A 21,776-nucleotide genomic window follows, 5' to 3' on the forward strand; every position below is an offset into this window, starting at 1 on the left:
GGACGGGTCAGGCGTTGGCGGGGACGCCGCCCTCCGGACCGGCCGCCGGCTCCCCGGTGACCTCCGCCCCGGGGGCGGGCCGCTGCGCCGGGGTGCGCACCGCGAACGCGTCGAAGCTCGGCCGGTCCAGGGAGGCCCGCTCCAGGAACGGCTCGGCCGTGGGCCGGTCGCCGTCGGCCGGCTCGCCGGGCTCCGGGTCGGCCGGTACGGCGGGAGCCGCCGGCGCGACGGGGACGGCCACCAGGGCCGGAGCGGGCACCACCACCGGAGTGGCCTCCGCGGGCGTCGCGGCCGGACGCGGCGCCACCATCGGGTACTCGGCCGTCTCCACACCGCCCGCGGCGGCCGCCATCACCGCCGCGGCGGCCAGGTCGGCGACCCGCTTGGCCTCCCGCTGCACCCGGGCCCGGGTCTCCTTCGCGTGCTGCTCGGCCAGGTCCGCCGCCCGGCGCGCGTCCTCCAGCCGCTTGGTCTCCGTGACCAGGTCCCGGCGTACGCCGACCAGCTGCTCCTCCAGCGCGGCGCCCTCCTGCTCGACCGTCGCGATCTCCTGGCGGGTGTGCTCCAGTTGCTGGGCGACGGTCTCCAGCTCGGCCTGGAGCTGGGTGAGCGCCTCCTGCCGCTGCTGGATCTCCTGCTGCACCGTGGCGAGCTGCTCCTGGTGCGTCGCGTTCTCCTCGTCGGCCTGCTCGCGGACCTCGGTGGCGTACTGCTGGGCCTCGGCGACCAGGGCGGCGATGTCCCGCTCGGCGGCGCTGGCCCGGTCGGCCAGCTCCTGCTCGGCCGCGGCCCGCTGCTCGTCCAGCTCCCGGGTCATGGTGGCCTGCCACTGGGCCAGTTCCTGCTGTGCCTTGCTCCGGTTGGCCTGCACCTCCTGCTGGATCTGCGTGCGCGCCGCCTTCACCAGCGCCTCCGACGCGGAGCGGGCCTGCTCGACCTGCTGGGCGCTCTGCTCGGCTACCCGCTTCGCCTCCTGCTGGGCGCGGTCGTGGGCCGCCTGCCCCTCGACGCGCAGCTTCTCCGTCAGCTCCCGGATGGCGGTCAGCTCGGCCTGCGCGGCGGCGTGCCGCTCCTCGTCCGCCCGCTCCTGCTCGGCCCGGCGGGTGGACAGCTCCTCGGCCAGCTCGCGCCGGTCCCGCTCCGCCTCGTCCCGCGCGCTGGCCAGCACCTTCTCCGCCTGCGCCTGGAGGTCGGCCGCGCGCTTCGTGGCCGTCTCGGTGATCTGACCGGCCTGCTTCTCGGCCAGGTCGAGGATCTGGTCGACCATCGGCCCGAGGTCGCGGAAGGACGCCCGGTCCACCTGCGTGGGGCGCTGGCGCAGCTCGGCGACCTCGGTCTGCGCGCGCTGCGCCTGTGCGGTCAGCTCCCGCAGCTGCGCGTACGCGCGGTCCCGGTCGGCCGTCACGGCGGTCAGCTCGCCGTCCATCTGCTCGACGTACCGGTCCACCTGGCGCTTGTCGTAGCCGCGCAGCGCCTGGTCGAAACTCGGTCGCGCGGACACGTCGTCGTGGTGTGCGAACGGTTCCTCGCCGTTGGACATGCGCCATCCTCCGTCGGTTCGCCAGCGCCAGGCCGGCGGATGACCGCCCCGCAGGGCGTGATGAGGCGCAACGGTACCGCCGTCGGCGCGCGGGTTCCGCCCCGCCCCGCCCACGACCGCGAACGCGGGCCGACTCAGACCGGGAAGTACGGATTTCCGGCGGTCAGCCGGACGGTGAAGCCGTCGGCGTCCCGGTGCAGCGCCACATGATTGCACGACTGGTGGCTGATCCACAGGCCCAGGCCACCGGCGGCGCCGTTGCCCGCGGGCAGCAGGCCCGCGTAGGGGTCGCTGGGGCCGGGACCCCGGTCGTGCACGGTCACCACCATCCGGTCCGGCGCGCTCCACAGCCGCATCCGCACCGGCGGCACGCCGTGCCGCAGCGCGTTGCTCACCACCTCGCTGACCGACACGACCAGGTCGTCGAGGTGGTCGGCCGGGAGCTGCCCCCGGTGCGCGGCGCGTACGGCGTCCCGTGCCTCGGCCGCGGTCGGGTCGACCAGCTCCACCGTCGGCGCCGTCCCCTGCACCGGGTCGGGCCGCATGAGGCGGTGCTCGGCCAGGTAACTCGCCGGTTCGGTGTAGACGTCGGTCGGCACGTGGCTGCCGTCCGGCAACGCCACCCGGGGGTGGGTCCGCGTCACGTCCGCGAGCACCCCGGGCGCGGTGCTCCGGGTGTCGTACGCGCACATGCTCCACAGCGGGAAGTCGTCGTAGGCGTGGTTGATGGCCGACTCGTAGCGGGCCCACCAGTCCCAGGTGGCGCCGAGCACGGCCGGCGGCAGCTCGCCGACGATCCGGATCTGCCGGGCGCCGTCGGCCACGTACGAGCCCAGCAGCTTGCGGTAGGCGCGGATCGCGGCGGTGGGGCGGGCGTAGAGGTCGCCGCCGGGCAGGAAGGTGACCGCGGCGCCGGCGGGCAGGGCCCGGCGGACCAGATCCGCGTTGTGGCCGCCGAAGCCGACCACTGTCGGCTCCCCGGCCTCGACCCCGCCGAGCAGGAACGGCAGCACCACGGCCAGCAGGTGCTCGTCGGAGTCGTAGAGGATCGCCTCGTGGTAGTAGCCGACGTGACCGGCGGCGGCGCCCGTCCTCACCGGACCACCTCCACCCGCACCTCGGCCAGGTCGAGCAGCTCGACCAGCCGGGCCGCGGCGGTGCGCGAGGTGCGCAGCACGGCGACGGCGTTGTGCCGGCGGGCGTGCCCGCCCAGGTGCAGCAGGCTGCGGTGGTCGACGAAACGCAGGTCGGTGGCGTCGAGCACGAGCCGGCCGCCCACCGGTCGCGGGTCGGCCCGGTCCAGCGCGGCGGCGAAGAGCCGGTGGTTGGACGGGTCCAGTTCGCCGGCGAGCTCGACGACCGCCTCACCGCCCCCGGCGTGCAGCCGGAACAGCACGTCGGTGTTGGTCTCGGGGTGCATGCAGGCCAGCTCGGCGATCGCCGCCTCGCTCAGCTCGCGCCGGTCGTAGGCGCAGACGGCCGACATCGGGTGGTATCGCATCCAGCGGTCGATGAGGTGCTCGTAGCGGGTGAAGGCCTCCCGCTGGGCGGCGGTGCGGACCAGCGTGGTGGCCTCGGCGAACACCCGCAGGCCGGTGTAGCCGGCGGCCAGCGCGTCGGTGGTGGCCTTCGCGTACGCCCGGACCTGCTTCTCCGGGTCCACGATCTCGTCGTGGCGGTAGGCGTCCTCCACCGGGAGCAGCCGGAGCGCGCGCCGGCGCAGCGCGGCGTCGAGACCGGGGAGGCGGTCCAGCCGGCGGGCCAGGGCGCCGGTGTTCCCGGGGGCGACCAGCCAGACCTGCTCGCCGGCCGCGAGGCCCGCGGCCAGGTGGGCGACCGCCCGGGCGTCCAGGGCCGCCGGGTCGTCGTAGGCCAGGCAGGCGTGACCGTACGTCGTCGACGACACGCTCCCGCTGGTCACTCGGCCTCCCCCACGCGGCCAGTCTAGGTCCACCCGCCCCTTGGGCACCTCTCGGCCGCCGCCGCACCGCGGCCCGGCGGGGACCCACCGGGCCGGGCGGCGGCGTCAGACGAGCTGGAGGTTCCGCCAGGCCGTCGACTCCAGCGGGGGGTCGCCCAGCTCGAACTCGGCCCAGTTGTTCCAGTAGGCGACCGCGTCCACGTCGTTCTGCTGCCGCAGCCAGGTCACGTGGTCCCGGATCGCCTGCGCGCGGCCCGCGCCGGTGGTGTCGGCCGTGGTCCGGCTCAGCCCGTACTCGGGCACCAGCAGCCGGATCCCCGGGTACGCGGCGCGCACCTTGCCGAACGCCACCCCGAACATCCGCGCCACCGGCCAGTACGTCGCGGTGTCCCGCGAGTAGCAGTCCACGCCGTAGTGGGTCATGCCGGGGTAGCCCCAGTCGGTCGGGCTGCCACGCCCCTCGTCCAGCCAGTAGCGGGTGACGATCGGTCCGTGCCCGAGGACCCAGCGCCGGTTCCGGTGTGCGGCGACGATCTGCGCCACCCGGGTGGCGGTGGTCCGGTACGTCGCCGGCGCCACGTCGCCCATCGGCTCGTGGTACCAGGTCAGGTAGATCGGCCGGCTCAGCCCGTCCAGCCAGCCGGTCAACTGCTCGACGTCGTCCTTCCACGAGACGTGCATGACGGCCGACGGCGCGTCGACGAACTTGCCGGCGTTCAGCGGGGGCAGCTCCGGCAGGGCGTCCGTGTCCCCGCCGTCCGTGCCGAAGTCGCGCATGTAGCGGATGCCGGGATACTCGGCCACCGCCCGCTGGGTGCGCGCTCCCTTCTCCGCGCTCATCCCGACCAGCAGCGGCACGGTCAGGGTGGTGGCGGCCGTGCCGGTGCGACCCATGGCGTCCCGGGCCGTGGCGGTCAGGGTGACCGTGCCCCGGCCGGCCAGCACGGTCACCGTGAAGCGGGTCGGGTCGGTGGGGTTCGGCGTGACGGTGACGCCGGGCGAGGTGCTGCCGAGCTGGATGGTCAGCGGCACGCTGAGATCCACCCGGACGGGGCTGTCCCAGGCGGCGCCGGTGGGGTCGCTGACCCGGCCGGAGAGGGTCAGCAGCCGCGAGTCGGGATGGTAGGCGTCCACGCGGACGGTGGTGGACTGACCGGGCAGCAGGACGGTCGGATCGGCGGTGACGGAACGGATGACGGGTGCGGCCATGGGATGCCTCCTTGAAGGCGTGCTCGGGAGCGCTCCGGCCGCACGTCCTCGGGTGGCCAGGACGGCCTTGACCTGCTCTTTTACCAGCTTGCGTCGGTCCGGCGGCATCGCCATCGGCGGCGGCAGATGGCGCAAAACCCGGTCCCGGCGGCATCCTGGACGGCGTGAAGAGCACCGTGCGGGAGCTGACCGGACCGGACTGGCCGCGGCTGTGGCCGATGCTGCGCGACATGGGTGTCGGCGACGAGCCCGCCGAGGTCCACCGGGAGCGGTTCCTGCTGCTGCTCGCCGACCCGCGGTGGGCGCTGCTCGGCGCCGTCGACGACGACGGGCTGATCGGGTACGCCGCCGCCCAGGACCACGGGCCGCACCTGCGCACCGGGGACGCGCACCGCACGGTCCGCCTGCACGACCTGCACGTACGCCCGGACCGGCGCCGGAGCGGCGTGGGCCGCGGGCTGCTGGCGGCGGTGTCGGAGTGGGCGGCCGGGCGGGCCCGCCACCTGGAGTGGCAGGCGCACCGGGAGCGGGCGGCGCCCTTCTACGAGCGGCTCGGCCACCACGGCGACCCCTGCCCGCAGCCCGACTATCCGACCTTCCTGGTCGACTTCGGCCCGCGCTGACCCGCTGCGCGGTGCGGGAGTCAGGCGAGCGGGTGGGAGATGCCCCGGGCGTGGTCGGTGACGGCGGCGCCGACCACCGTGGCGGTCACCGGCAGCACCTCCAGGCAGCGGCGCACCGCCGCGGCCATCAGCGTGTTCGGCACCCGCATGGACAGCGTGCAGTGGGGCACCCAACGGCCCGGCTGGTAGTGCTCCACCAGGCCGATGCCGGCGCGGGCCAGCCGCTCGTGCACCGCACCGTGGTGGGCCAGCAGCTCCGGCGTGGGGGCCGGCCCGAGCCAGAGCACCCGCCCGACGAACTGCCCGGCGTGCTGGAACTCCAGCCGCAGCGGAGCGGCCACCACCATCCCGTCGAGCGCCTCCGCGACCCGGTGCGGGTCGAGACGCGGCGCGACGGCCAGCGAGACGTGCGGCCGGTGCCGCTGCTCCAGCAGCGACCTCATGCTCTGCACGCCCTCGGCCTCCAACGCGTCCCAGAGCACCCGGATCCGCCGGGTGGCGTCGATGTCGAGATACAGCTCCAGCGCCGCAACCACGCGATCAACCCTAAGGGGGTGGGTTTGCCGCCCGGCCTGGGCGGTACAGCCCCCGGTGGTACCGACGGCGGAGGAGTGTGGGACCCGTGGACGTGAACGACCTGCTGACCGAGGCGTACGGCCGCCTGCCCGACCTGGTGGCGGGGGCGCTCGACGGGCTGAGCCCGGAACAGCTGCGGCAGGCCCCGGCCGCCGGGTCGAACCCGGTGAGCTGGCTGGTCTGGCACCTCACCCGGATCCAGGACCACCAGGTGAGCGAGGTGATGGGGGAGGAGCAGCTCTGGGTCGGCGGCGAGTGGGCGGGGCGCTTCGGGCTGACCGCCGACCCGGACGACACCGGATACGGGTACGGCCCCGAGCAGGTCGCCCGGGTGCGGCCGGAGGACGGCGGGGTGCTGCTGGACTACCACCGGGCGGTGGTGGACCGGACCCTGGCGTACCTGGCCGGGCTGCGCCCGGCCGACCTGGACCGGGTGGTCGACGAGAACTGGGACCCGCCCGTCACCCTCGGGGTGCGGCTTCTGAGCGTGCTGGACGACGACCTCCAGCACGTCGGCCAGGCCGCGTACGTGCGCGGGCTCATCCAGCGGGGCTGACCGCCGCCCGGGCGCGGCGCAGCGCGGCGTGCCCGAGCAAGGGTCGCGGCCGGTCCAGCTCGCCCCGGTCCTCGTCCCAGCGGGCCGCGTAGAGGTCGGTGCGCGGGTCGAACAGCCGGCGGCGGTACCCGTCGACCTGCGCGGCGGCCAGGTCCGTCCGGCCGGCCAGCGCGAGCAGCGGCACCACCATGTAGACCGTGTCCGCCCACACCTGGCGGCTGCCGAGCAGGTGGAACAGGGTGCCGTCGGCGGCCCGGGGCGCCCGGGTGACCAGCCAGTCGAGCTGCGCGTCCAGGGCGGTGGCATAGCGCTGGTCCCCCTCGGTCGTGGCGTCCCCGGTCATCCCCATTCCTCCGGAATATCCGACCTCCGGCCCGGCGCACCAGCCCGGCTCACCCCGACGGGGTGAGTTGGGCTCACCCGACCCGCGGGAACCCGGCGGGCGGCGGAGCCGCGCGGCGACCGGCCGTGCACGACGACACGGGGAGGGACCCATGAGCGACTCGGCGGCGGAGTACCTGGCCCGACGGGTCCCCGGCCACCACCCCGACCTGCCGGAGACCACCGTTGGCACGCTCCGGCTGGACATGCGTGACGGCGCGCGGACCGACCACTGGTATCTGACGATCGACCACCAGGAGGTCCGGGTGGCGCGCCTCGCGGACGATGCGGACCTCGTGGTGCGTGCCGACCGCGAGGTGTTCGACCGGATGGCCGCCGGCCGGCTGCACGCGAGCGCGGCGCTGCTGCGCAACGACTTCACCGTGCAGGGCGATCTGCGGCTGCTGCCGTCGCTGCGCCGGCTCTTCCCGGGCCCGCCCGGCGCCCGGCATCCCCGCGAGGTGGGTTGCGCCGGGGTGGGGACGCGATGAAGGAGCTGGTGGGGGTCCTCGCCGGTAACGCCTTCGCGCTCAGCGACGCACACGGTGACATGGAGGTCGAACCGTACGCCCCGATCGGCCTGTTCTCGCTCGACACCCGCTTCCTGTCCCGCTGGGTGCTCACCCTCGACGGGGAGCGGCTGAACGCCCTGTCCCGGGACGAGCTGGCCTACTTCGAGACCCGGTTCGTGCTGGTACCCGGCGCCGCCAGCCACTACGTGGACGCCGACGTCTCGGTGCTCCGGCACCGGTCCCTCAACGACAGCTTCAACGAGCGGCTCACCGTGCTCAACCACTCGGCCGAGCCCGCCGAGTTCACCGTGCGGATGGACATCGGCAGCGACTTCGCCGACACCTCCGAGATCCTCCGGCCCGGGCCGCGCCGGCCGGCCGTCGTCGCCGACGCGGAGCGCCGGCAGCTGCGGATCTGCTACGAGCGGGACCGGTTCGGCCGGGAGACCATCGTGTCCAGCACCGCGCCCGTGGAGATCGACCAGCAGGGCATGACCTTCCGGATCCGGGTCGCCCCGAACGGCGCCTGGCACACCGACCTGCACGTCAGCATGATCGTGCACGGCGCCGGGGGGCGGGACCTGCGGTCCAGCCTTCAGGCCCACCGCCGGCACATCCGCCAGGACATGCGCGAGGACCTGGCCCGCTGGTTCGACCACGCGCCGCAGCTCGTCGCCGAACGGGAGGCGCTGACCACGGCCTACCGGCAGGCGCTGACCGACCTGGCCTCGCTGCGGTACGAGCCACTGTCGTACACCGATCGGGTGCCGGTGGGTGGGCTGCCCTGGGCGATGGCGCTGTACGGCCGGGACGCCCTCGTCACCTGTCTGGAGACCCTGCCGTTCACACCGGAGCTCACCCCGGCGACGCTGCGGCTGCTCGCCCTGCTCCAGGGCGGGCAGCTCGACGACTACCACGACGAGGAGCCCGGGAAGATCCTGTCCGAGCTGCGGTACGGCGAGTCGGCCGCCTTCGACGAGCAGCCGACCGGGGCGTACTACGGCGCGGCCGACACCACGCCGCTGTTCGTGATCCTGCTCGACGAGTACGAGCGCTGGTCCGGCGACGCCGCCCTGGTCCGGCAACTGCGGCACCCGACCCGGATGGCGCTGGACTGGCTCGACGAGTACGGCGACCTGTGCGGTGACGGCTACCTGCGTTACCAGCCACGCAACACGGTCAACGGGGTGGTCAACCAGACCTGGCGCAACTCGCCGGAGGCCGTCGTCGACCGGCACGCCGTCGAGCCGCCGTACCCCCGGGCGACCTGCGAGCTGCAGGGGTACGCCTACGACGCGAAGATCCGGGGCGCCCGGCTGGCCCGGGAGTTCTGGGGCGACCCCGGATACGCCGACCGGCTGGAGGCCGAGGCCGCGCGGCTGCGCGAGCGGTTCCACCGGGACTTCTGGCTGCCGCACCGGGGCTACTACGCGTTCGCCCTGACCCCGGACGGGGAGCCGGTGGACGCGCTCACCTCCCACCTCGGGCACCTGCTGTGGAGCGGCATCGTGGAACCGGAGCGGGCCGACGCGCTGGCCGCCCACCTGTGCGGCCCCGAACTCTTCTCCGGCTGGGGGGTGCGCACCTACGCCACCGGGCAGCGGCCGTACAACCCGGTCGGCGCGCACCTCGGCGCGGTCTGGCCGTCGGACAACGCGCTCGTCGCGGCGGGCCTGCGCCGCTACGGGTACGACGCCGAGGCGGCCCAGGTCGCCGCCGGCATCTTCGCCGCGGTGGAGACGCTCGGCGGCTCGGTGCCGGAGGTGATCGCCGGCTACCCGCGCGGCCTCACCAAGTACCCGGTCCAGCTGCCGGTGGCCGGCCGGCCCCAGTCGTGGGCCTCCGGCGGCCTGCTGATGCTGCTCGGCACCATGCTCGGGCTACGGCCGTGCGGGGAGAACCTCCTGGTGAACCCGTACGTCCCCGACGGCTACGGGCGCATCGAGCTGCTGGACGTGCCGGGCCGCTGGGGGCGGGCCGACGCCTACGGCCGCGACCGCACCACCGGCCCGCGGGTCCGGGTCGGCGGCGCCGCCGGTGAGCGGCGTGGCCCCGGGTGACCGGCGGCCGGGCGGCGCCGCCGCTCAGCGCGGCCCGGCCGTACTCTCCTCGGGCGCGGCGGCCGGCGCCGGCTCCGCCGGCACCGCGCGGACCCGCCCGGCCAACCCCCGGTCCAGGCCGACGAAGACCAGCCCGAGCAGCCAGAACGCGACAGCGAAGAAGAGCGCGCTGAACCCGACGCCCCCGTAGCCGAGCTGCCCGACGTCGAGGAACGGGTACGGGTAGCGGTGCACGAGCAGCCCCCGCACCAGGACGAAACCGAGGTACGCGAGCGGGAACGCCAGCCACCACGCGGCGTACCGCGGGCGCAGGCGGCCGCGCCGGTCGAACAGCGCCCAGTCGGCGATCGCCAGCAGCGGCACCACGGTGTGCAGGAACTGGTTGCCCCACCACTCGCCCGGCCCACGGTGCGGCTGGATCATCGCGAACGGGCTGGCCGGGTTGGCGAGCACCAGGTGATAGACGGTGCCGGTGATGGTGATGTAGAGGGTCACGGCGCCCTTGAGCGCGCTCGGCGGCTCCGGGCGGCCCTGCCAGGCCCGCCAGGCGGCGTACCCGGCGAAGACGCCGACCGCCACGTTGCTCTGGATGGTGAAGTACGGCAGCAGGCCGGTCACCGTGGCCGGGCCGAGCGCGGTGAGCACGATGCCGGCCACCACGCCGAGCACGACGGCCAGGCGGAAGGGGATCGCCAGTCGGCGACGCCGCGGAGTCACCGGGGCACGCTACCAGCCGGTCCGACGCCGTTCACCGGACCGAGCCCGGCGCGGGCGGTGCGGTCCGCCCGACCCGGCGCGCGCCCGGTCAGAGCCGGGAGGGGCGGACCGACTTGGGCTTCTGCTCCGGCCGGTTGCCGGGGTGGGTGGTCGTCGCGAGACCGGCCGTCGGGCCGCTGGGCGTGGCCTCCGGTGGGCCGGTGACGCGGGCGGTGGGCCCGGTGCTGGTGCCCTGCGTCGGATCTTCGCTCGGCTGCGGCGTAGCCGGATTGGTGCCGGATCCGGTCGGCTTGCCCTTCCCGTCCAGCAGCGCGTCGCAGTAGCCGGCCACCCTGTCCCGACCGCCGGCCGCCGCGATCAGGGCGGCGAAGGGCGGGGCCTCCAGGGCATGACCCCGGTCCGCGTTCTTCTTCGCCCGGTAGGCGGTGCAGAGCCCGGCCAGCCCGGACGGGGTGCCCGGGCTCCCGGTCGGCGCGGCGCCCGGGGTGGTCGGGGTGGCCTGGTGGCTCGGGCCGGCGGTCGGCGTGGCCCGCCCGTCGTGGCCGGCGCCGGGGGAGGGCGTGCGGCTGGCGCCCCCGCCGCCGGGCAGCGGACCCGTCAGGTTGCCGGTGGCGGCGGCCAGGGCCACCCCGCCGCCGGCGGTGGCGAGCACGGCGGCCAGGGCGAGCCTGGCGCCGAGCCGTCCGACGTGGAACCGTCGTGGGGGGCGGGACACCGGCACCGGGGGCGTGCCGCCGGCTTGCGCCACGCGGAACGCCTGGAGGGCCGCCCCCTCGCCGCTGAGCTCGTGCGGGCGGGGAGCGGCGCGGACGGCGGCGAGGAACCGCACGAGCACCTGCGGACCGTCCGGTGCCTCGGCGACGGGACCGACGAGCAGGCGCTCGACGGTTTCCTGGTCCATGCGGTGTCCGTTCATCTCGTGTCCCTCAGCGCCGCCACCGGTCGTGGCGTCACACCGGAACCCGCCGCCGGCCCGGTTCGGGCGGGTGATGTCGGTCACCGCGCGTCGGTCAACCCATGGTCTTCGCCCCGTCGATCGACTCCCGGAGGATGTCGGCGTGCCCCGCGTGCTGCCCGGTCTCGGCGATGAGGTGCAGCAGCACCCGGCGGACCGTCCAGGTCGCACCCGGCTCGAACCAGGGTGCGCTCGGCAGCGGGTGCGCGGCGTCGAGGTCGAGCGTGGTGACCAGGGCGTCCGTCTCGGCGGCCACCCGGTCGAACTCGGCGAGCAGCCCGGCCAGCGTCTCGCCCGGGAGCATCCGGAACTGGCCGGCCCAGTCGACCGGCTCGCTCTGCATCGCCTCGGCGCCGCCCACGGCGAACCGCATCCACCGGTGCTCGGTGAGGGTCACGTGCTTGAGCAGGCCGCCGAGGCAGAGCTCGCTGGCCGTGCTGCGCCGCGCGGCCTGCTCGTCGTCGAGCCCCGCCACGGTCTGCCGGAGGAACCCGCGGCGTAGCTGGAGGGCGGCGAGCAGATCAGCCCGCTCGCCGGTGAGGACCTGGTCGGAGACGCTCATGCCGCCCGCCTTTCGCTTGAGGACCGGGTCACCGTACGACCCACCACCGACACTCTCCCGGCTCCACACCGGACGTCCCGGGTTGCCGTTTCGTCCGGATCGCGGTGCACTGAATTACATGGGTGTCATCAAGGTGGGCACCTCCTCCTGGGCCGACCAGATGCTGGTCCGTTCGGGCTGGTATCCGCGTGCGGTCAACACCCCGGCCGGCCGGCTCGGCTGGTACGCGGAGCGGTTCGGTCTGGTCGAGGTGGACACCTCCTACTACGCGATCCCGGCGCCGGAGACCACCGCGGGCTGGGCGGCCGCCACCCCGCCGGGCTTCACCTTCGACGTCAAGGCGTTCCGCCTCTTCACCGGCCACCACACCCCGGTCGACGCGCTGCCCCGGGACCTGCGGCCGGCCGGCGGTCCGAGCCGGATCCGCTGGCGCGACCTGTCCGCCGGGGCGTACGACGCGCTGTGGGACCGGTTCCACGCGGCGCTGGCGCCGCTCGCGGCGGCCGAGCGGCTCGGCGCCGTGCTGCTGCAGTTCCCGCCCTGGCTGGCCCGCGGCGACGCGGCCCGGCGGCGGATCCTGTCCGTGGCACGGCGGTGCCGGCCCTGGCCGGTGACCGTCGAGCTGCGGCACTCCTCCTGGTTCACCGAGGACGCCGTGGTCGACACCGTGACCTTCCTGCGGGAGCACGGGCTCGGCTACGTCTGCGTGGACATGCCCCAGGGACACACCTCCTCGGTGCCGCCGATCCTCGTCGCCACCGCCGACCTGGCCGTGGCCCGGTTCCACGGGCACAGCAGCGCCTGGGAGAGCGGCGACAAGCAGGAGAAGTTCCGCTACGCCTACGGGGAGGAGGAGCTGCGGCACTGGTCCGTGCTGCTGCGCGAACTCGCCGACCAGTGCGCCGAGCTGCACGTGCTGCTGAACAACTGCTGCGGCGACCAGGCCCAGCGGGACGCCGCCCGGCTGGCCGGGCTGCTCGGCGTCACGCCCGCCACCACCCCCGCTTGAGGTTTCCGCCGGTAACCCCCGGGTACCGGCGGTGCCGGGGACCGACAGCGAGCGGTGCCGAGGACCGACAGCGAGGGGGACGCGTGGACGAGCGACGGGACGAGCCCGGCGGCCTGACCAGGGACGGCCGGGATCCCCGGGCGACCCGGGAGGCCGAGGAGGCGCACGGCGGCAGCATGGCCCCGGGCCTGGTGGACGACACCGGGCACCCCGTGGCCGAACCGCCCGTGCCGGAGAACGAGCCGTCGGCCCTGGGCCGGCCGGGTGAGGAGGACGGCACCGGTTCCTGACCCGTGGGTCGACGCCCGGGGCGGTCGCCCCGGGCGTCGGTCACCTGTGGATCACCTGCCGGCCATGGCCATCGGTCGTTTGGTCGCGGCCATCCCGGCGACCTTGCCGATGCTCTTCGGCGCCATCGCCAGGCCGCCGGCCCGGTTGATCAGGCCGCGGAACACCTGTCCGGGCTTCTGCTGCTCACCCATGTACGCCGACACCACCACGAGGGCGCCGGTCATCGCCGGGATGGCCCACTGGAGCAGCTTCATCTGCCGCTGCGAGCTGGCGACGTTCGCCGGCGTCTGGTAGTTCGGCTCGGTGGCCCCCTCGACGGGTGGCCCGCCCGCCTTCTGCAGCCGCATGCCGAGCAGCCGGCTGTAACCGGTCACTGCCAGGGCGCCGATGGTCAGCGCGGTCTTCACCGTGCTCATCCTCCCCACGCCGGACTGGGCGGCAACGCGTGGGCTCTCCGTGACGAGTTCGCCGACCGCGCCGGCCAGGTGCGCCCCGATGGCCGCCGCGTTCACCGGGGTCCACCGGGCCCAGCCGGCCGAGGCGACCGGCAGCCGCTTGGTCGAGTCGTCGATCTTTGCCGCCGCGCCGTTGACGCCCAGCGCGCCCATCAGTGAGCCGCCGAACCAGGCCGCCAGGCCCAGGTCGTGCATCGAGCGCAACGCGGTGTGCCGTTCGGACATCTGATCCCCCTCCGCCGTGTTCGGGCGGTGCGGCTTACCCACCTTTCGCGCGGCTACGCACCCGTCTTCCGGCCACGGGGCATCCGACCGGCCGGCGGCGTCGTGGGTCAGCGGGGCAAAGACGTGGCGAACGCGGCGACCCGGGCGGCCAGTGGGGCCGCGGCGCGTACCCAGGTGAAGTGGTCCAGCGGGCCGCCCGCCTCGGCGGCCGTGTAGCGGTGCCGCGTCACCGGGGCGGCGGCGAGCTTGCCGCAGAGGTGGTCCATCGTCTCGTGCGGCGTGTACTGGTCGTCGTCGACGCTGACCGCGAGCACCGGGGTGCGGACGCGCCGGACGGCCGCCTCGGCGTCGACCCCGTCGAGCACCGGGAAGCGCCCGGTCCGCGCGGTGTGCGCCCAGTCCCGGATCACCCCGCGGGCCTGCCGGCCGCCGAACCCCCAGCCGGGCCAGACGCCGAGCAGCCGGGCGACCGCCGCGATGCCCTGGGTGTACGGCAGCACACCCCAGCCGCGCAGCCCCGGGTACCCGCGCCACCACGGGATGCCCACCGCCACGAGGGCCAGCCCGTCGACCCGGTCGGCGTCGTGCAGCGCCTGGTGCAGCACCGCGACCTGCCCGCCGAGCGAGTGTCCGAGCAGCAGCCGGGTCCGGCCGTCCAGCCGGGGCTTGAGCGCGTCGAGCACCGCGCCGACGTCGGTGGCCAGCTCGGCGTAGCCGTACCGGCAGGTGCGGGCCGGGGCCGGCGTGCTCTCGCCGGTGCCGCGCAGGTCGGCCACGACGACGGCCAGGCCGGCGTCGCGCAGCGCGGTGGCGAACGGCCGGTAGTAGCGGGCGCGGACGCCCATGGCGGGCCAGATCACCACGACGGGCGCGCCGGGCGGTCCGTCCGGCTCCGGGTAGACCTGGACGCCGATCCGCGCCCCGTCGACGTCCACGAACTCCTGCGTGTACTCCCCGCTCACCGGCTCAGCCTACGGCCGGAGGCTACCGGCGGGTAGGAAGGGGTCGGCCGCCGCCTGCGCCGGGATCCGCCGCCCGGCCACCGGCCGCGACCGGGCGGCCGCGGTCACCCGGTCGACCGCCGCCAGCACCGCCGGCACGTCCAGCTCGGCCAGCGCCGGGTGCACGGCCACGCCGTCCCCGGCCGGGCGCGGCCCGGCCCAGAGCGCCTCGTGCCACGGCCGGTCCGGCGGCGGCCCCCACTGCGCGGGCGGCACCGGGCCGAAGAGCAGCACCGACGGGGTGGCGTAGGCGGTGGCCAGGTGACCGGTGCCGGTGTCCCCGCAGAGCACCAGGCGGGCGTGGGCGACCAGCGCGGCCAGCTCGCCGACGTCGGTCGCGCCGGCCAGCACCGCGTCGGCCGGCAACCCGGCCCGGCGGGCCACGCCGGCGGCGAGGTCCCGCTCGCCGGGGCTGCCGGTGACCACCACGCGGTGGCCCCGTCCGGCCAGCTCCCGGGCCGCCGCCGCGAAGCGCTCCGGCGGCCAGCGCCGCTGCGCCGCCTTGGCGCCCGGGTGCACGATCGTCACGCCGGTCGGCAGCCCGCCGGGCCCGGGGCGGCGCAGCGCCAGGTCGGCCCGGTCGGCGCGGATCCCGTACCAGCCCAGCATCCGGCACCACCGGTCCACCTCATGCTCCCCGGCCCGCCACGGCGGACCGTCGTGCCACCCGGCCTCGGCGTTGGCGAAGGCCAGCAGCCGCCGCGGCCGGACCCCGGCCAGCATCCGGTGCGACTGCGGCCCCCGGCCGTGCAGGTTCACCGCCACGGCGGGCGGCGGGCCGGACCAGCCGAGGTGGCCCAGCCCGTCGGCGACGACCTGCCGGTCCACGCCACCGACCAGCTCGACCAGCGGGGTCAGCCAGCGCGGCGCGACCAGCGCCAGCTCGGTGCCCGGGTACGCGGCCCGCAACGCGCGCAGCGCCGGCACCCCGGTCGCGAGGTCGCCGACGCCGAGCGCCCGGAGCACGAGGATCACGGGTACGAGGACTCCTGCTCGGCGCAGACCACCAGCTCGCGTACGGCGCAGCCGGGCGGCTGGGCGAGGGCGAACAGGACCGCCTCGGCGGTGTCCGCCGGATCGTTGAGGATGGCGTCCGGACCGGGCTTGTACCGCTCGTCCCGGTCGTCGAAGAACGCCGTCCGCATCCCGCCCGGGATCAGCAGCGTGACGCCCACCGTGCCGGCCAGCTCGGCGGCGAGCGCCCGGGTGAAGCCGACCACCCCGAACTTCGCCGCGCAGTACGCGGTCGCGTCGCTGACCGCCTTGACGCCCAGCGTGGACGCCACGGTCACCACCGTGCCGTGCGCCCGCTCGAGGTGCGGCAGCGCGGCCCGGACCACCGCGGCGGTGCCGAGCAGGTTGATCGTCACGATCCCGTCCCAGGTCGCGCCGTCCACGTCGGCCAGCCGGCCCGGCACGTCCATACCGGCGGCGGTCACCACGCCGTCGAGGCCGCCGGCCTGCTCCGCGACCTGCCGGGTGGCCGCCTCGGCGGCCCGCGTGTCGGCCAGATCGCACTCGACCCACGGCACCCCGTCGGCCGGCGCCCGCCGGTCCAGCACGTACGGCCGGCCACCGGCCTTGCCCACGGCCGCCACCACCGCCGCGCCGAGGCCACTCGACCCGCCGGTCACGAGGACGGCCCGTCCATTCAAACCCCTGCTCATGCCGGCACTCCGCTTCGCTCCGTGCCGCCCTGAGGCACCAGTGCACCGCGTTGACCATTCGCTCGCTGACGCTCGCTCATACCGCTCCCTTGACGAGGTGGAGGCCGCGCTGGCGCGCGGCCGAGATGGTGCCGGTGGTGGACCGGCCGGCCAGGAACGGCACGGTGACGACCCGCCCGCCCCAGCGGCGTACCAGCTCCGCCTCAGGCAGCTCGGGCGCGCCGTCGCCGGCGTAGTCGCCGCCCTTGACCCAGACGTCGGGGCGCAGCCGGGCCAGCACCTGGTGCGGGGTGGGCTCGTCGAAGACCACCACCGCGTCGACACAGTCCAGGGCGGCCAGCAGCCGGGCCCGGTCCTGCTCCGGGTTGACCGGGCGCTCGGGCCCCTTGAGCCCCCGGACGCTCCGGTCGGAGTTGAGGCAGACCACCAGGCAGTCGCCCAGGCGGCGGGCCGCCTGGAGGGTGGCCAGGTGACCGGCGTGCAGGATGTCGAAGCAGCCGCCCGTGGCGACCACGGTGCCGCCGTCGGCGCGTACCTTCGCGACGAGCTCCTCGCCGGCGGCCCGTGGTGAAGGCTGCTCCGGCGCCCGGTGCAGGCCGGCCGCCCCGCCGGCGGCCACGTACGCGGACGCCGCACCGACCGCCGCCTGCACCGCCTCGGCGACCGACGCGCCGTCGGCCAGCGCCAGCGCGGCGGTGGCGGCGAACCGGTCCCCGGCGCCGCAGGTGTCCTCCACGTGCGCCACGGTGGACGGCGGCGGCACGACCAGCGGCGCGGTGCCGGAGTGGCAGAGCACCGCCCCGTCCGGCCCCGTGGTCACCGCGACCGCGCCGATCCGCCACCGGCGGCGCAGCTCCTGACCGGCGCGGGTGGCGGTGGAGAGCGCCGGGCCCGTCCCGGCGTCGCCGGTGAGCTGCCGCAGCTCGGCCAGGTTGGGGGTGGCCAGCCGGGCCCCGGGCACCGCGGCGGCGCCGCGCGGGTGCGGGTCCCAGACCACCGGAGCGGTGGCGCCGGCCAGCGCCGCGCGCAGCGTCGGCTGCCGCAGCAGCCCGCGACCGTAGTCGCTCACCAGGACGGCCCGGGCCCGGGACAGCAGCTCCAGCACCGCCTCCGGCGGCTCGCCCGGCGGCTGGGGGTCACCGCCCCGGTCCAGCCGGAGCAGGGTCTGCCCGCCGGCCCGGAGCCGGATCTTCTCGGCGGTGGCGCCGGGCAGACGGATCGGATAGAGCTCGATGCCCGCCGCGGTCACCAGCTCCGCCAGCCGTGCCCCGCCGGCGTCGTCGGCCAGCCCGGTCACCAGGGCCACCTCGGTCTCCCGCGCGGCGGCGAGCAGCGCGGCCAGCCCAGCCCCGCCCGGTCGCTCGGCGGCGGACCGTTCGTCGAGCACCGGCACCGGCGCGTCCGGGGCGACCCGGCCGACCACGCCGGTGACGTCCCGGTCCAGCAGCGCGTCGCCGACCACGACCAGCGGACGGGTCACGACAGCACCGGTCCCGTGCCGGCGGGCCCGTGCCCGTCGGCCGACTGCCCGTTGGCCGAGTGACCGTTGGCGCCGTGCCCGTCGAGGCGGTGCTGGCGCGCCCTGGCCCGGGCGTACCCGTCCAGGCCGTAGCCGTCCAGCGCCCGGCCGCCGCCCGGGTGCGGCCCGGAGGCGACCCCGGCAAGCAGGTGGCCGTCCGGTCCGGCGGCGCCGCTGCCGTCCCGGTCCCCGCCCGTGGAGCCGGGTGACGGCGCCCAGCGCGCGGAATTCCCTGGCCGGGGCGCCGGGACGGAGGCGGTCGGCAGCTGCCGGATCAGCGGCAGCGCCTGGTCCACGTACTCGCAGAGCAGGTGCGTGGAGACCAGGTGCAGCTCCTGCACGACCTGGCTGTCCGGGGACGGCACGGCGAGCACGTCGTGGCACTGCTCGGCGAGCGGGTTGGGGGCGGGGCCGGTGAAGGCCCAGCAGCGCAGGCCGGTGTCGTGTGCGGCGCGGGCAGCGGTGAGGAGGTTGGTGCTGGTGCCGCTGATGGACAGGAGCAGGAGGATGTCGTCGGGTCGGCCGTGGGCGCGGACCTGGCGGGCGAAGATCTCGTCGTAGCCGTAGTCGTTGCCGATGGCGGTGAGGGCGGAGGTTTCGGCGTGCAGGGCGATGGCGGACAGGGGTTCGCGGTCGTCGCGGAGTTTGCCGACGAGTTCGGCGGTGAGGTGCTGGGCCTCGGCGGCGCTGCCGCCGTTGCCCGCCACCAGCAACCGCCCGCCCCGGGCCAGCGTCCAGGCCAGCTCGGTGCCCCAGGCGGCCAGCCGCTCGGCCTCCCGCCGGTACGGCAGCAGCGCCGCGGCCAGCCCGGAGAGATGGGCGTCGAGGGTGTCGTGACGGGTCATCAGGCCACCGCCGGCGCCGGCCGGGACACCGTGGCCAGCGCGGCGTAGACCGCGCCGAGCTGTTCGGCGCAGCGCTTCCAGGAGTACCGGCTGCGGATCCGGTCCAGCGCCGCCGTGGCGTACGTGAAGCGGCGGACCTTGTCGGTGAGGAGCCGGCGCAGCGCGGTGCCGAGCGCGCGGGGGTCCCGCGGCGGCACGAGGTCGCCGGTGAGCCCGTCCACGACGCTGTCCGCGATGCCGCCTACGTTGGTGCCGACCACCGGCACACCGCAGGCCATCCCCTCCAGCGGGGTGAGCCCGAACGGCTCGTACCAGGGGGCGGCGACCAGCACGTCGGCCGAGCGGTACCAGGAGGGCATCTCCTCGCGCGGCACCGCGCCGACCAGCTTCACCCGGTCGGCCACGCCGCACGACTCGGCCAGTGCGGACAGCCGCCGCGCGAACGCGTCGGCGGGGAGCAGCTCGGCCGGCGGGCCGCCGACCACCACGCACTCGGCGTCCGGCACCGCGGGCAGCGCCCGGACCACCTCGAGGAAGCCCTTCCGCTCCACCATCCGGCCGACGGTGAGGATGCGGTGGCGGCCCGGGGTGCGGGGGGCGACCGGGCCGTCGGGGCGGAACACGGCCTGGTTGACACCGGACGGGACCAGCGCCATCCGGGACCGGGGCACACCCATCCGGACCAGCTCGGCGACCTCGTCCTCGCACTGCACGACGACCCGGTCCACGGCCCGGCCGAGTGCCCGCTCGTAGCCGATCCGCCCCGGTGGACTGGTGTCCCGCATGCCCTGGTGCCGGCGCTTCACCGTGCCGAGCGCGTGGTACGTGAGCACCGTCGGAACCCCGGTCCGCCGGCCGGCGTGCACGGTGGCCAGGCCGCTCATCCAGAAGTGCGCGTGCGCCACGTCCGGAATCCAGCCGCCGCGCCGCCACGAGTCGGCCAGCCAGCTGCCGAACTCGCCCATGTACGGCAGCAGCTCGTCCTTCGACACCCGCTGCGCCGGGCCGGCGGGCACGTGGCACACCCGGTAGCCGTCCGGGGTGGACACCACGTCGGGCAGGGCGGTCGAGTCCCGGCGGGTGTAGACGCGGACGTCGTGCCCCTCGCCGACAAGCGCGGCCGCGAGTTCCGCCACGTGGGTGTTCTGGCCGCCGGCGTCCTCCTCGCCGAGCGCGGCGAGCGGACTGGCGTGCTCCGAAATCATCGCGATGCGCATGTCTCCTCCTCCATGATCAGGTCCCAGTCGGCGAGGAACCGGTCGAGCCCGAAGCGTTCCTTCGTCACCTCGCGTGCCCGCGCCCCCAGCCGGTACGCGGCGTCGCGGTCCTCGGCCAGCCAGCGGGCCGCCTCGACGAGCGTGTCCACGCGGGTGGAGAGCACCCCCGCGTCCGGGGGCACGGCGTCCACGGCCTCGGTGGTGGCCAGCGCGACCACCGGCATGCCCATGGCCATGGCCTCGACGAGGCTCAGCCCGAGCGACGTCCAGCGGCACAGGTGCAGGTACGCGCGCCGCCGGGCCACCTCGACGTGCATCCGGTCCTGCGGCAGGTCGTCGTGCGTGGCGAGCCGGTCCACCGGCAGACCCAGCCGGTCGGGCAGCCCGGTCACACCCATGCCGAAGACGTCCAGCGGCGCGACCGCGGCGAAGCGCGGCATCAGGTCGGTGCCGGTGACCCGCCAGCGGCGTACCGGCTCGTTGGTGACGACGGCGAGGCGGTCCAGCTCGCCGGTCCACTCCACCGCGGGTGGCACGATGCCGTGCTCGACGACCGCGGTGCGGGTGCCGCCGTTGTCCCAGAACAGTTCGTTGAAGTGCGTGACGTGGGTGAGCAGCAGGTCGTCCCGGTCGGCCATCGGGTGGCGGGTGTCCGGCACGTCACCCTTCGGGGTGTTGTGCTCGACGTAGACGGCCGGCACGTCCCGGCCGGGCCGGCGACCCAGCCACCGTTCGGCCAGCTCCAGCTCCTCGGGCCGTTGCAGGATCACCAGGTCGACCTCGGCCCGCCCCAGCTCCTCCGGGGTCACCTCGACGGCGTTCCCCGGCCAGGCGTAGGTCCGCGCCCGACCCCGCCCGTACGGGCCGCGGTCGGGCGTGACCGGCACCAGGTACCGGTGTCTCCCGTGCACGAACGACGTCGTCCAGGAGCCGTGCACGTGCCACAGCAGAACGTTCATCTCTCTCCTCGTCGGCGACTTCGCGGGGGCGGGGGCGGGCGGTGGGTTCAGCCGGGGACGAGCCGGCGGACGGCGGCGACCACCCCGGCCGGGTCGAGGCCGCCCAGGCAGGGGTGCCCGGCGACCGGGCAGGCGGCCGCCCGGGTGTCCCGGCAGGCCGCCCCGGCGTCGCCGAGCCGGACCGTGGGCACCCGGTAGGGCGCCCACTGCCCGAACGGGACGGTCGGGGCGAAGAGGCTGACCACCGGGGTGCCGACGGCGGCGGCCACGTGGGCCGGCCCGGTGTTGCCGACGATCACGCAGCGGGCCCCGGCGAGGATCCGGGCGAGCCCGGCCAGGTCGGCCGCGCCGCCGAGATCGGTGCCGCCGGCGGCGGCGACCCGGGCGGTCAACTCACGTTCGCGGGGCCCGCCGGTGACCAGCACCCGGTGCCCGTCGGCCGCGAGGGCGGCCACGATCTCGGCGCAGAGCTCGGGCGGGCAGGCCCGGGCGGGCGCCGACGAGCCGGGGTGCACCACCAGGTAGTCGCCGGCGGGCAGGTCGACGGCGGGCGCGGGCAGGTCGGGGCGGAGCCGCAGCACCGGCTCGTCCCCGGCGGGCAGCGCGTAACCGGCCGCGGCGGCCAGCGAGAGCGCCCGCTCCGGTTCGGGCACCCCGACGGGCACCCGGTGCCGCACGTCGAGCAGGGACCCGGGGTAGTCGTCGCTGATCGCGCTGATCCGGGGGACGCCGGCCATCCGCAGCAACAGGGCGAGGGGGAGCGGCGACTGGTGGAACGAGGTGAAGACGACCGCCTCGTCGGCGCCCACCGCGGCCAGGCGGCTGGTGAGGCGGCGCATGTCGTCGGGGTCGACCGGCCCGGGGGAGCCGTCGATCCAGGGCAGCGGCCACTCGATGATCTCGTCGACGCCGGGCAGCAGCTCCGCCGCGGCCCGGCCGCGTGGCCCGCAGAGCAGCACCACCCGTTCCGCCCCGG

General features: G+C 75.9%; 22 protein-coding genes and 2 pseudogenes. 6 read left to right on the plus strand and 18 right to left on the minus strand.

Annotated features, from left to right (window positions below; all coding sequences use genetic code 11):
* Positions 1–7: 7 nt before the first annotated feature.
* From ABZ452_RS14990 to ABZ452_RS15005, 4 genes are all read right to left on the minus strand, one after another.
* Positions 8–1,540, minus strand: a complete 1,533-nt coding sequence (locus ABZ452_RS14990; protein WP_357942764.1) for a hypothetical protein — start codon at positions 1,538–1,540, stop codon at positions 8–10.
* Positions 1,541–1,674: 134 nt separating this feature from the next.
* Positions 1,675–2,637, minus strand: a complete 963-nt coding sequence (locus ABZ452_RS14995) for a sensor histidine kinase (RefSeq protein WP_357942766.1) — start codon at positions 2,635–2,637, stop codon at positions 1,675–1,677.
* Entirely contained in the window at positions 2,634–3,461 is an 828-nt protein-coding gene (locus ABZ452_RS15000) for an MEDS domain-containing protein (protein ID WP_357942768.1), read from the minus strand. The genes ABZ452_RS14995 and ABZ452_RS15000 overlap by 4 nt, the downstream gene beginning before the upstream one ends.
* Positions 3,462–3,566: 105 nt before the next feature.
* Positions 3,567–4,670: a hypothetical protein gene (locus ABZ452_RS15005; protein WP_357942770.1), complete on the minus strand. Its 1,104-nt coding sequence runs from the start codon at positions 4,668–4,670 to the stop codon at positions 3,567–3,569.
* A 164-nt stretch (positions 4,671–4,834) separates the two neighbouring features.
* Here ABZ452_RS15005 and ABZ452_RS15010 point away from each other — a divergent pair, with 164 nt between their 5' ends.
* Complete coding sequence (locus ABZ452_RS15010) at positions 4,835–5,293, plus strand: GNAT family N-acetyltransferase (RefSeq protein WP_357942772.1); 459 nt, start codon at positions 4,835–4,837, stop codon at positions 5,291–5,293.
* A 20-nt stretch (positions 5,294–5,313) separates the two neighbouring features.
* Here ABZ452_RS15010 and ABZ452_RS15015 read toward each other — a convergent pair whose 3' ends face one another.
* Complete coding sequence (locus ABZ452_RS15015) at positions 5,314–5,829, minus strand: 2'-5' RNA ligase family protein (protein WP_357942774.1); 516 nt, start codon at positions 5,827–5,829, stop codon at positions 5,314–5,316.
* An 86-nt stretch (positions 5,830–5,915) separates the two neighbouring features.
* Between ABZ452_RS15015 and ABZ452_RS15020 the strand changes: the two genes are divergently transcribed.
* Entirely contained in the window at positions 5,916–6,425 is a 510-nt protein-coding gene (locus tag ABZ452_RS15020) for a DinB family protein (RefSeq protein ID WP_357942776.1), read from the plus strand.
* On the opposite strand, the gene ABZ452_RS15025 is transcribed toward ABZ452_RS15020, so the two are convergent.
* A complete protein-coding gene (locus tag ABZ452_RS15025) occupies positions 6,409–6,768 on the minus strand; it encodes a glycoside hydrolase family 88 protein (RefSeq protein WP_357942778.1) in 360 nt (119 codons plus the stop codon). The two genes, ABZ452_RS15020 and ABZ452_RS15025, sit on opposite strands and share 17 nt — an antisense overlap.
* Before the next feature lie 151 nt (positions 6,769–6,919).
* Between ABZ452_RS15025 and ABZ452_RS15030 the strand changes: the two genes are divergently transcribed.
* On the plus strand, positions 6,920–7,297 hold the full coding sequence (locus ABZ452_RS15030; protein WP_357942780.1) for an SCP2 sterol-binding domain-containing protein: 378 nt from the start codon (positions 6,920–6,922) through the stop codon (positions 7,295–7,297).
* Positions 7,294–9,378 (plus strand): glycogen debranching N-terminal domain-containing protein, encoded by a 2,085-nt coding sequence (locus tag ABZ452_RS15035; protein ID WP_357942782.1) that lies wholly within the window; start codon positions 7,294–7,296, stop codon positions 9,376–9,378. Before ABZ452_RS15030 ends, ABZ452_RS15035 begins: the two co-directional genes overlap by 4 nt.
* A gap of 24 nt (positions 9,379–9,402) precedes the next feature.
* Here ABZ452_RS15035 and ABZ452_RS15040 read toward each other — a convergent pair whose 3' ends face one another.
* The 3 genes from ABZ452_RS15040 to ABZ452_RS15050 all read right to left on the minus strand — a co-directional run bounded on the left by ABZ452_RS15040 (position 9,403) and on the right by ABZ452_RS15050 (position 11,612).
* Positions 9,403–10,095: a Pr6Pr family membrane protein gene (locus tag ABZ452_RS15040; RefSeq protein ID WP_357942784.1), complete on the minus strand. Its 693-nt coding sequence runs from the start codon at positions 10,093–10,095 to the stop codon at positions 9,403–9,405.
* An 88-nt stretch (positions 10,096–10,183) separates the two neighbouring features.
* Positions 10,184–10,996 (minus strand): hypothetical protein, encoded by an 813-nt coding sequence (locus ABZ452_RS15045; RefSeq protein WP_357942786.1) that lies wholly within the window; start codon positions 10,994–10,996, stop codon positions 10,184–10,186.
* A gap of 109 nt (positions 10,997–11,105) precedes the next feature.
* Positions 11,106–11,612 (minus strand): DinB family protein, encoded by a 507-nt coding sequence (locus tag ABZ452_RS15050; RefSeq protein ID WP_357942788.1) that lies wholly within the window; start codon positions 11,610–11,612, stop codon positions 11,106–11,108.
* A gap of 118 nt (positions 11,613–11,730) precedes the next feature.
* Between ABZ452_RS15050 and ABZ452_RS15055 the strand changes: the two genes are divergently transcribed.
* Together ABZ452_RS15055 and ABZ452_RS15060 are read left to right on the plus strand one after the other, a co-directional pair.
* A complete protein-coding gene (locus ABZ452_RS15055; RefSeq protein WP_357942790.1) occupies positions 11,731–12,621 on the plus strand; it encodes a DUF72 domain-containing protein in 891 nt (296 codons plus the stop codon).
* Positions 12,622–12,704: 83 nt separating this feature from the next.
* Positions 12,705–12,911 (plus strand): GTPase activator, encoded by a 207-nt coding sequence (locus tag ABZ452_RS15060; RefSeq protein ID WP_357942792.1) that lies wholly within the window; start codon positions 12,705–12,707, stop codon positions 12,909–12,911.
* 51 nt (positions 12,912–12,962) lie between these two features.
* Here the strand turns inward: ABZ452_RS15060 and ABZ452_RS15065 are convergent, their stop codons facing one another.
* The 9 genes and pseudogenes from ABZ452_RS15065 to ABZ452_RS15105 form a co-directional block, all read right to left on the minus strand.
* On the minus strand, positions 12,963–13,592 hold the full coding sequence (locus ABZ452_RS15065) for a hypothetical protein (RefSeq protein WP_357942794.1): 630 nt from the start codon (positions 13,590–13,592) through the stop codon (positions 12,963–12,965).
* A gap of 107 nt (positions 13,593–13,699) precedes the next feature.
* Positions 13,700–14,554: an alpha/beta fold hydrolase gene (locus ABZ452_RS15070; protein ID WP_357942796.1), complete on the minus strand. Its 855-nt coding sequence runs from the start codon at positions 14,552–14,554 to the stop codon at positions 13,700–13,702.
* Between the two features lie 105 nt (positions 14,555–14,659).
* A pseudogene (locus ABZ452_RS15075) lies at positions 14,660–15,568 on the minus strand (glycosyltransferase family 9 protein); the annotation flags it as partial.
* Positions 15,565–16,248: an SDR family oxidoreductase gene (locus ABZ452_RS15080; protein ID WP_357942846.1), complete on the minus strand. Its 684-nt coding sequence runs from the start codon at positions 16,246–16,248 to the stop codon at positions 15,565–15,567. The pseudogene ABZ452_RS15075 and the gene ABZ452_RS15080, both read right to left, overlap by 4 nt.
* 88 nt (positions 16,249–16,336) lie before the next feature.
* A complete protein-coding gene (gene rfaE2, locus ABZ452_RS15085) occupies positions 16,337–17,740 on the minus strand; it encodes a D-glycero-beta-D-manno-heptose 1-phosphate adenylyltransferase (RefSeq protein WP_357942798.1) in 1,404 nt (467 codons plus the stop codon).
* Between the two features lie 317 nt (positions 17,741–18,057).
* A pseudogene (locus ABZ452_RS15090) lies at positions 18,058–18,624 on the minus strand (SIS domain-containing protein); the annotation flags it as partial.
* The gene (locus tag ABZ452_RS15095; protein ID WP_357942800.1) at positions 18,624–19,841 is read right to left on the minus strand and encodes a glycosyltransferase; all 1,218 of its coding nucleotides are present in this window, start codon (positions 19,839–19,841) and stop codon (positions 18,624–18,626) included. The gene ABZ452_RS15095 and the pseudogene ABZ452_RS15090, both read right to left, overlap by 1 nt.
* Positions 19,826–20,800: a glycosyltransferase gene (locus tag ABZ452_RS15100; protein ID WP_357942802.1), complete on the minus strand. Its 975-nt coding sequence runs from the start codon at positions 20,798–20,800 to the stop codon at positions 19,826–19,828. The genes ABZ452_RS15095 and ABZ452_RS15100 overlap by 16 nt, the downstream gene beginning before the upstream one ends.
* A gap of 47 nt (positions 20,801–20,847) precedes the next feature.
* Positions 20,848–21,776 (minus strand): glycosyltransferase family 9 protein (locus ABZ452_RS15105; RefSeq protein ID WP_357942804.1); only part of this gene is annotated, 929 nt, incomplete at its 5' end.

The organism is Micromonospora sp. NPDC005707 (assembly GCF_040631005.1).
Classification (GTDB): Bacteria; Actinomycetota; Actinomycetes; order Mycobacteriales; family Micromonosporaceae; genus Micromonospora.

Excerpts from the sequence above, each read along its gene's own strand:
- ABZ452_RS14990 (WP_357942764.1), bottom strand. The coding sequence starts at position 1,540 with ATGTCCAACGGCGAGGAACCGTTCGCACACCACGACGACGTGTCCGCG.
- ABZ452_RS15005 (WP_357942770.1), bottom strand. The coding sequence starts at position 4,670 with ATGGCCGCACCCGTCATCCGTTCCGTCACCGCCGATCCGACCGTCCTG.
- ABZ452_RS15025 (WP_357942778.1), bottom strand. The coding sequence starts at position 6,768 with ATGACCGGGGACGCCACGACCGAGGGGGACCAGCGCTATGCCACCGCC.
- ABZ452_RS15030 (WP_357942780.1), top strand. The coding sequence starts at position 6,920 with ATGAGCGACTCGGCGGCGGAGTACCTGGCCCGACGGGTCCCCGGCCAC.
- ABZ452_RS15035 (WP_357942782.1), top strand. The coding sequence starts at position 7,294 with ATGAAGGAGCTGGTGGGGGTCCTCGCCGGTAACGCCTTCGCGCTCAGC.
- ABZ452_RS15045 (WP_357942786.1), bottom strand. The coding sequence starts at position 10,996 with ATGGACCAGGAAACCGTCGAGCGCCTGCTCGTCGGTCCCGTCGCCGAG.
- ABZ452_RS15050 (WP_357942788.1), bottom strand. The coding sequence starts at position 11,612 with ATGAGCGTCTCCGACCAGGTCCTCACCGGCGAGCGGGCTGATCTGCTC.
- ABZ452_RS15055 (WP_357942790.1), top strand. The coding sequence starts at position 11,731 with ATGGGTGTCATCAAGGTGGGCACCTCCTCCTGGGCCGACCAGATGCTG.
- ABZ452_RS15065 (WP_357942794.1), bottom strand. The coding sequence starts at position 13,592 with ATGTCCGAACGGCACACCGCGTTGCGCTCGATGCACGACCTGGGCCTG.
- ABZ452_RS15095 (WP_357942800.1), bottom strand. The coding sequence starts at position 19,841 with ATGCGCATCGCGATGATTTCGGAGCACGCCAGTCCGCTCGCCGCGCTC.
- ABZ452_RS15100 (WP_357942802.1), bottom strand. The coding sequence starts at position 20,800 with ATGAACGTTCTGCTGTGGCACGTGCACGGCTCCTGGACGACGTCGTTC.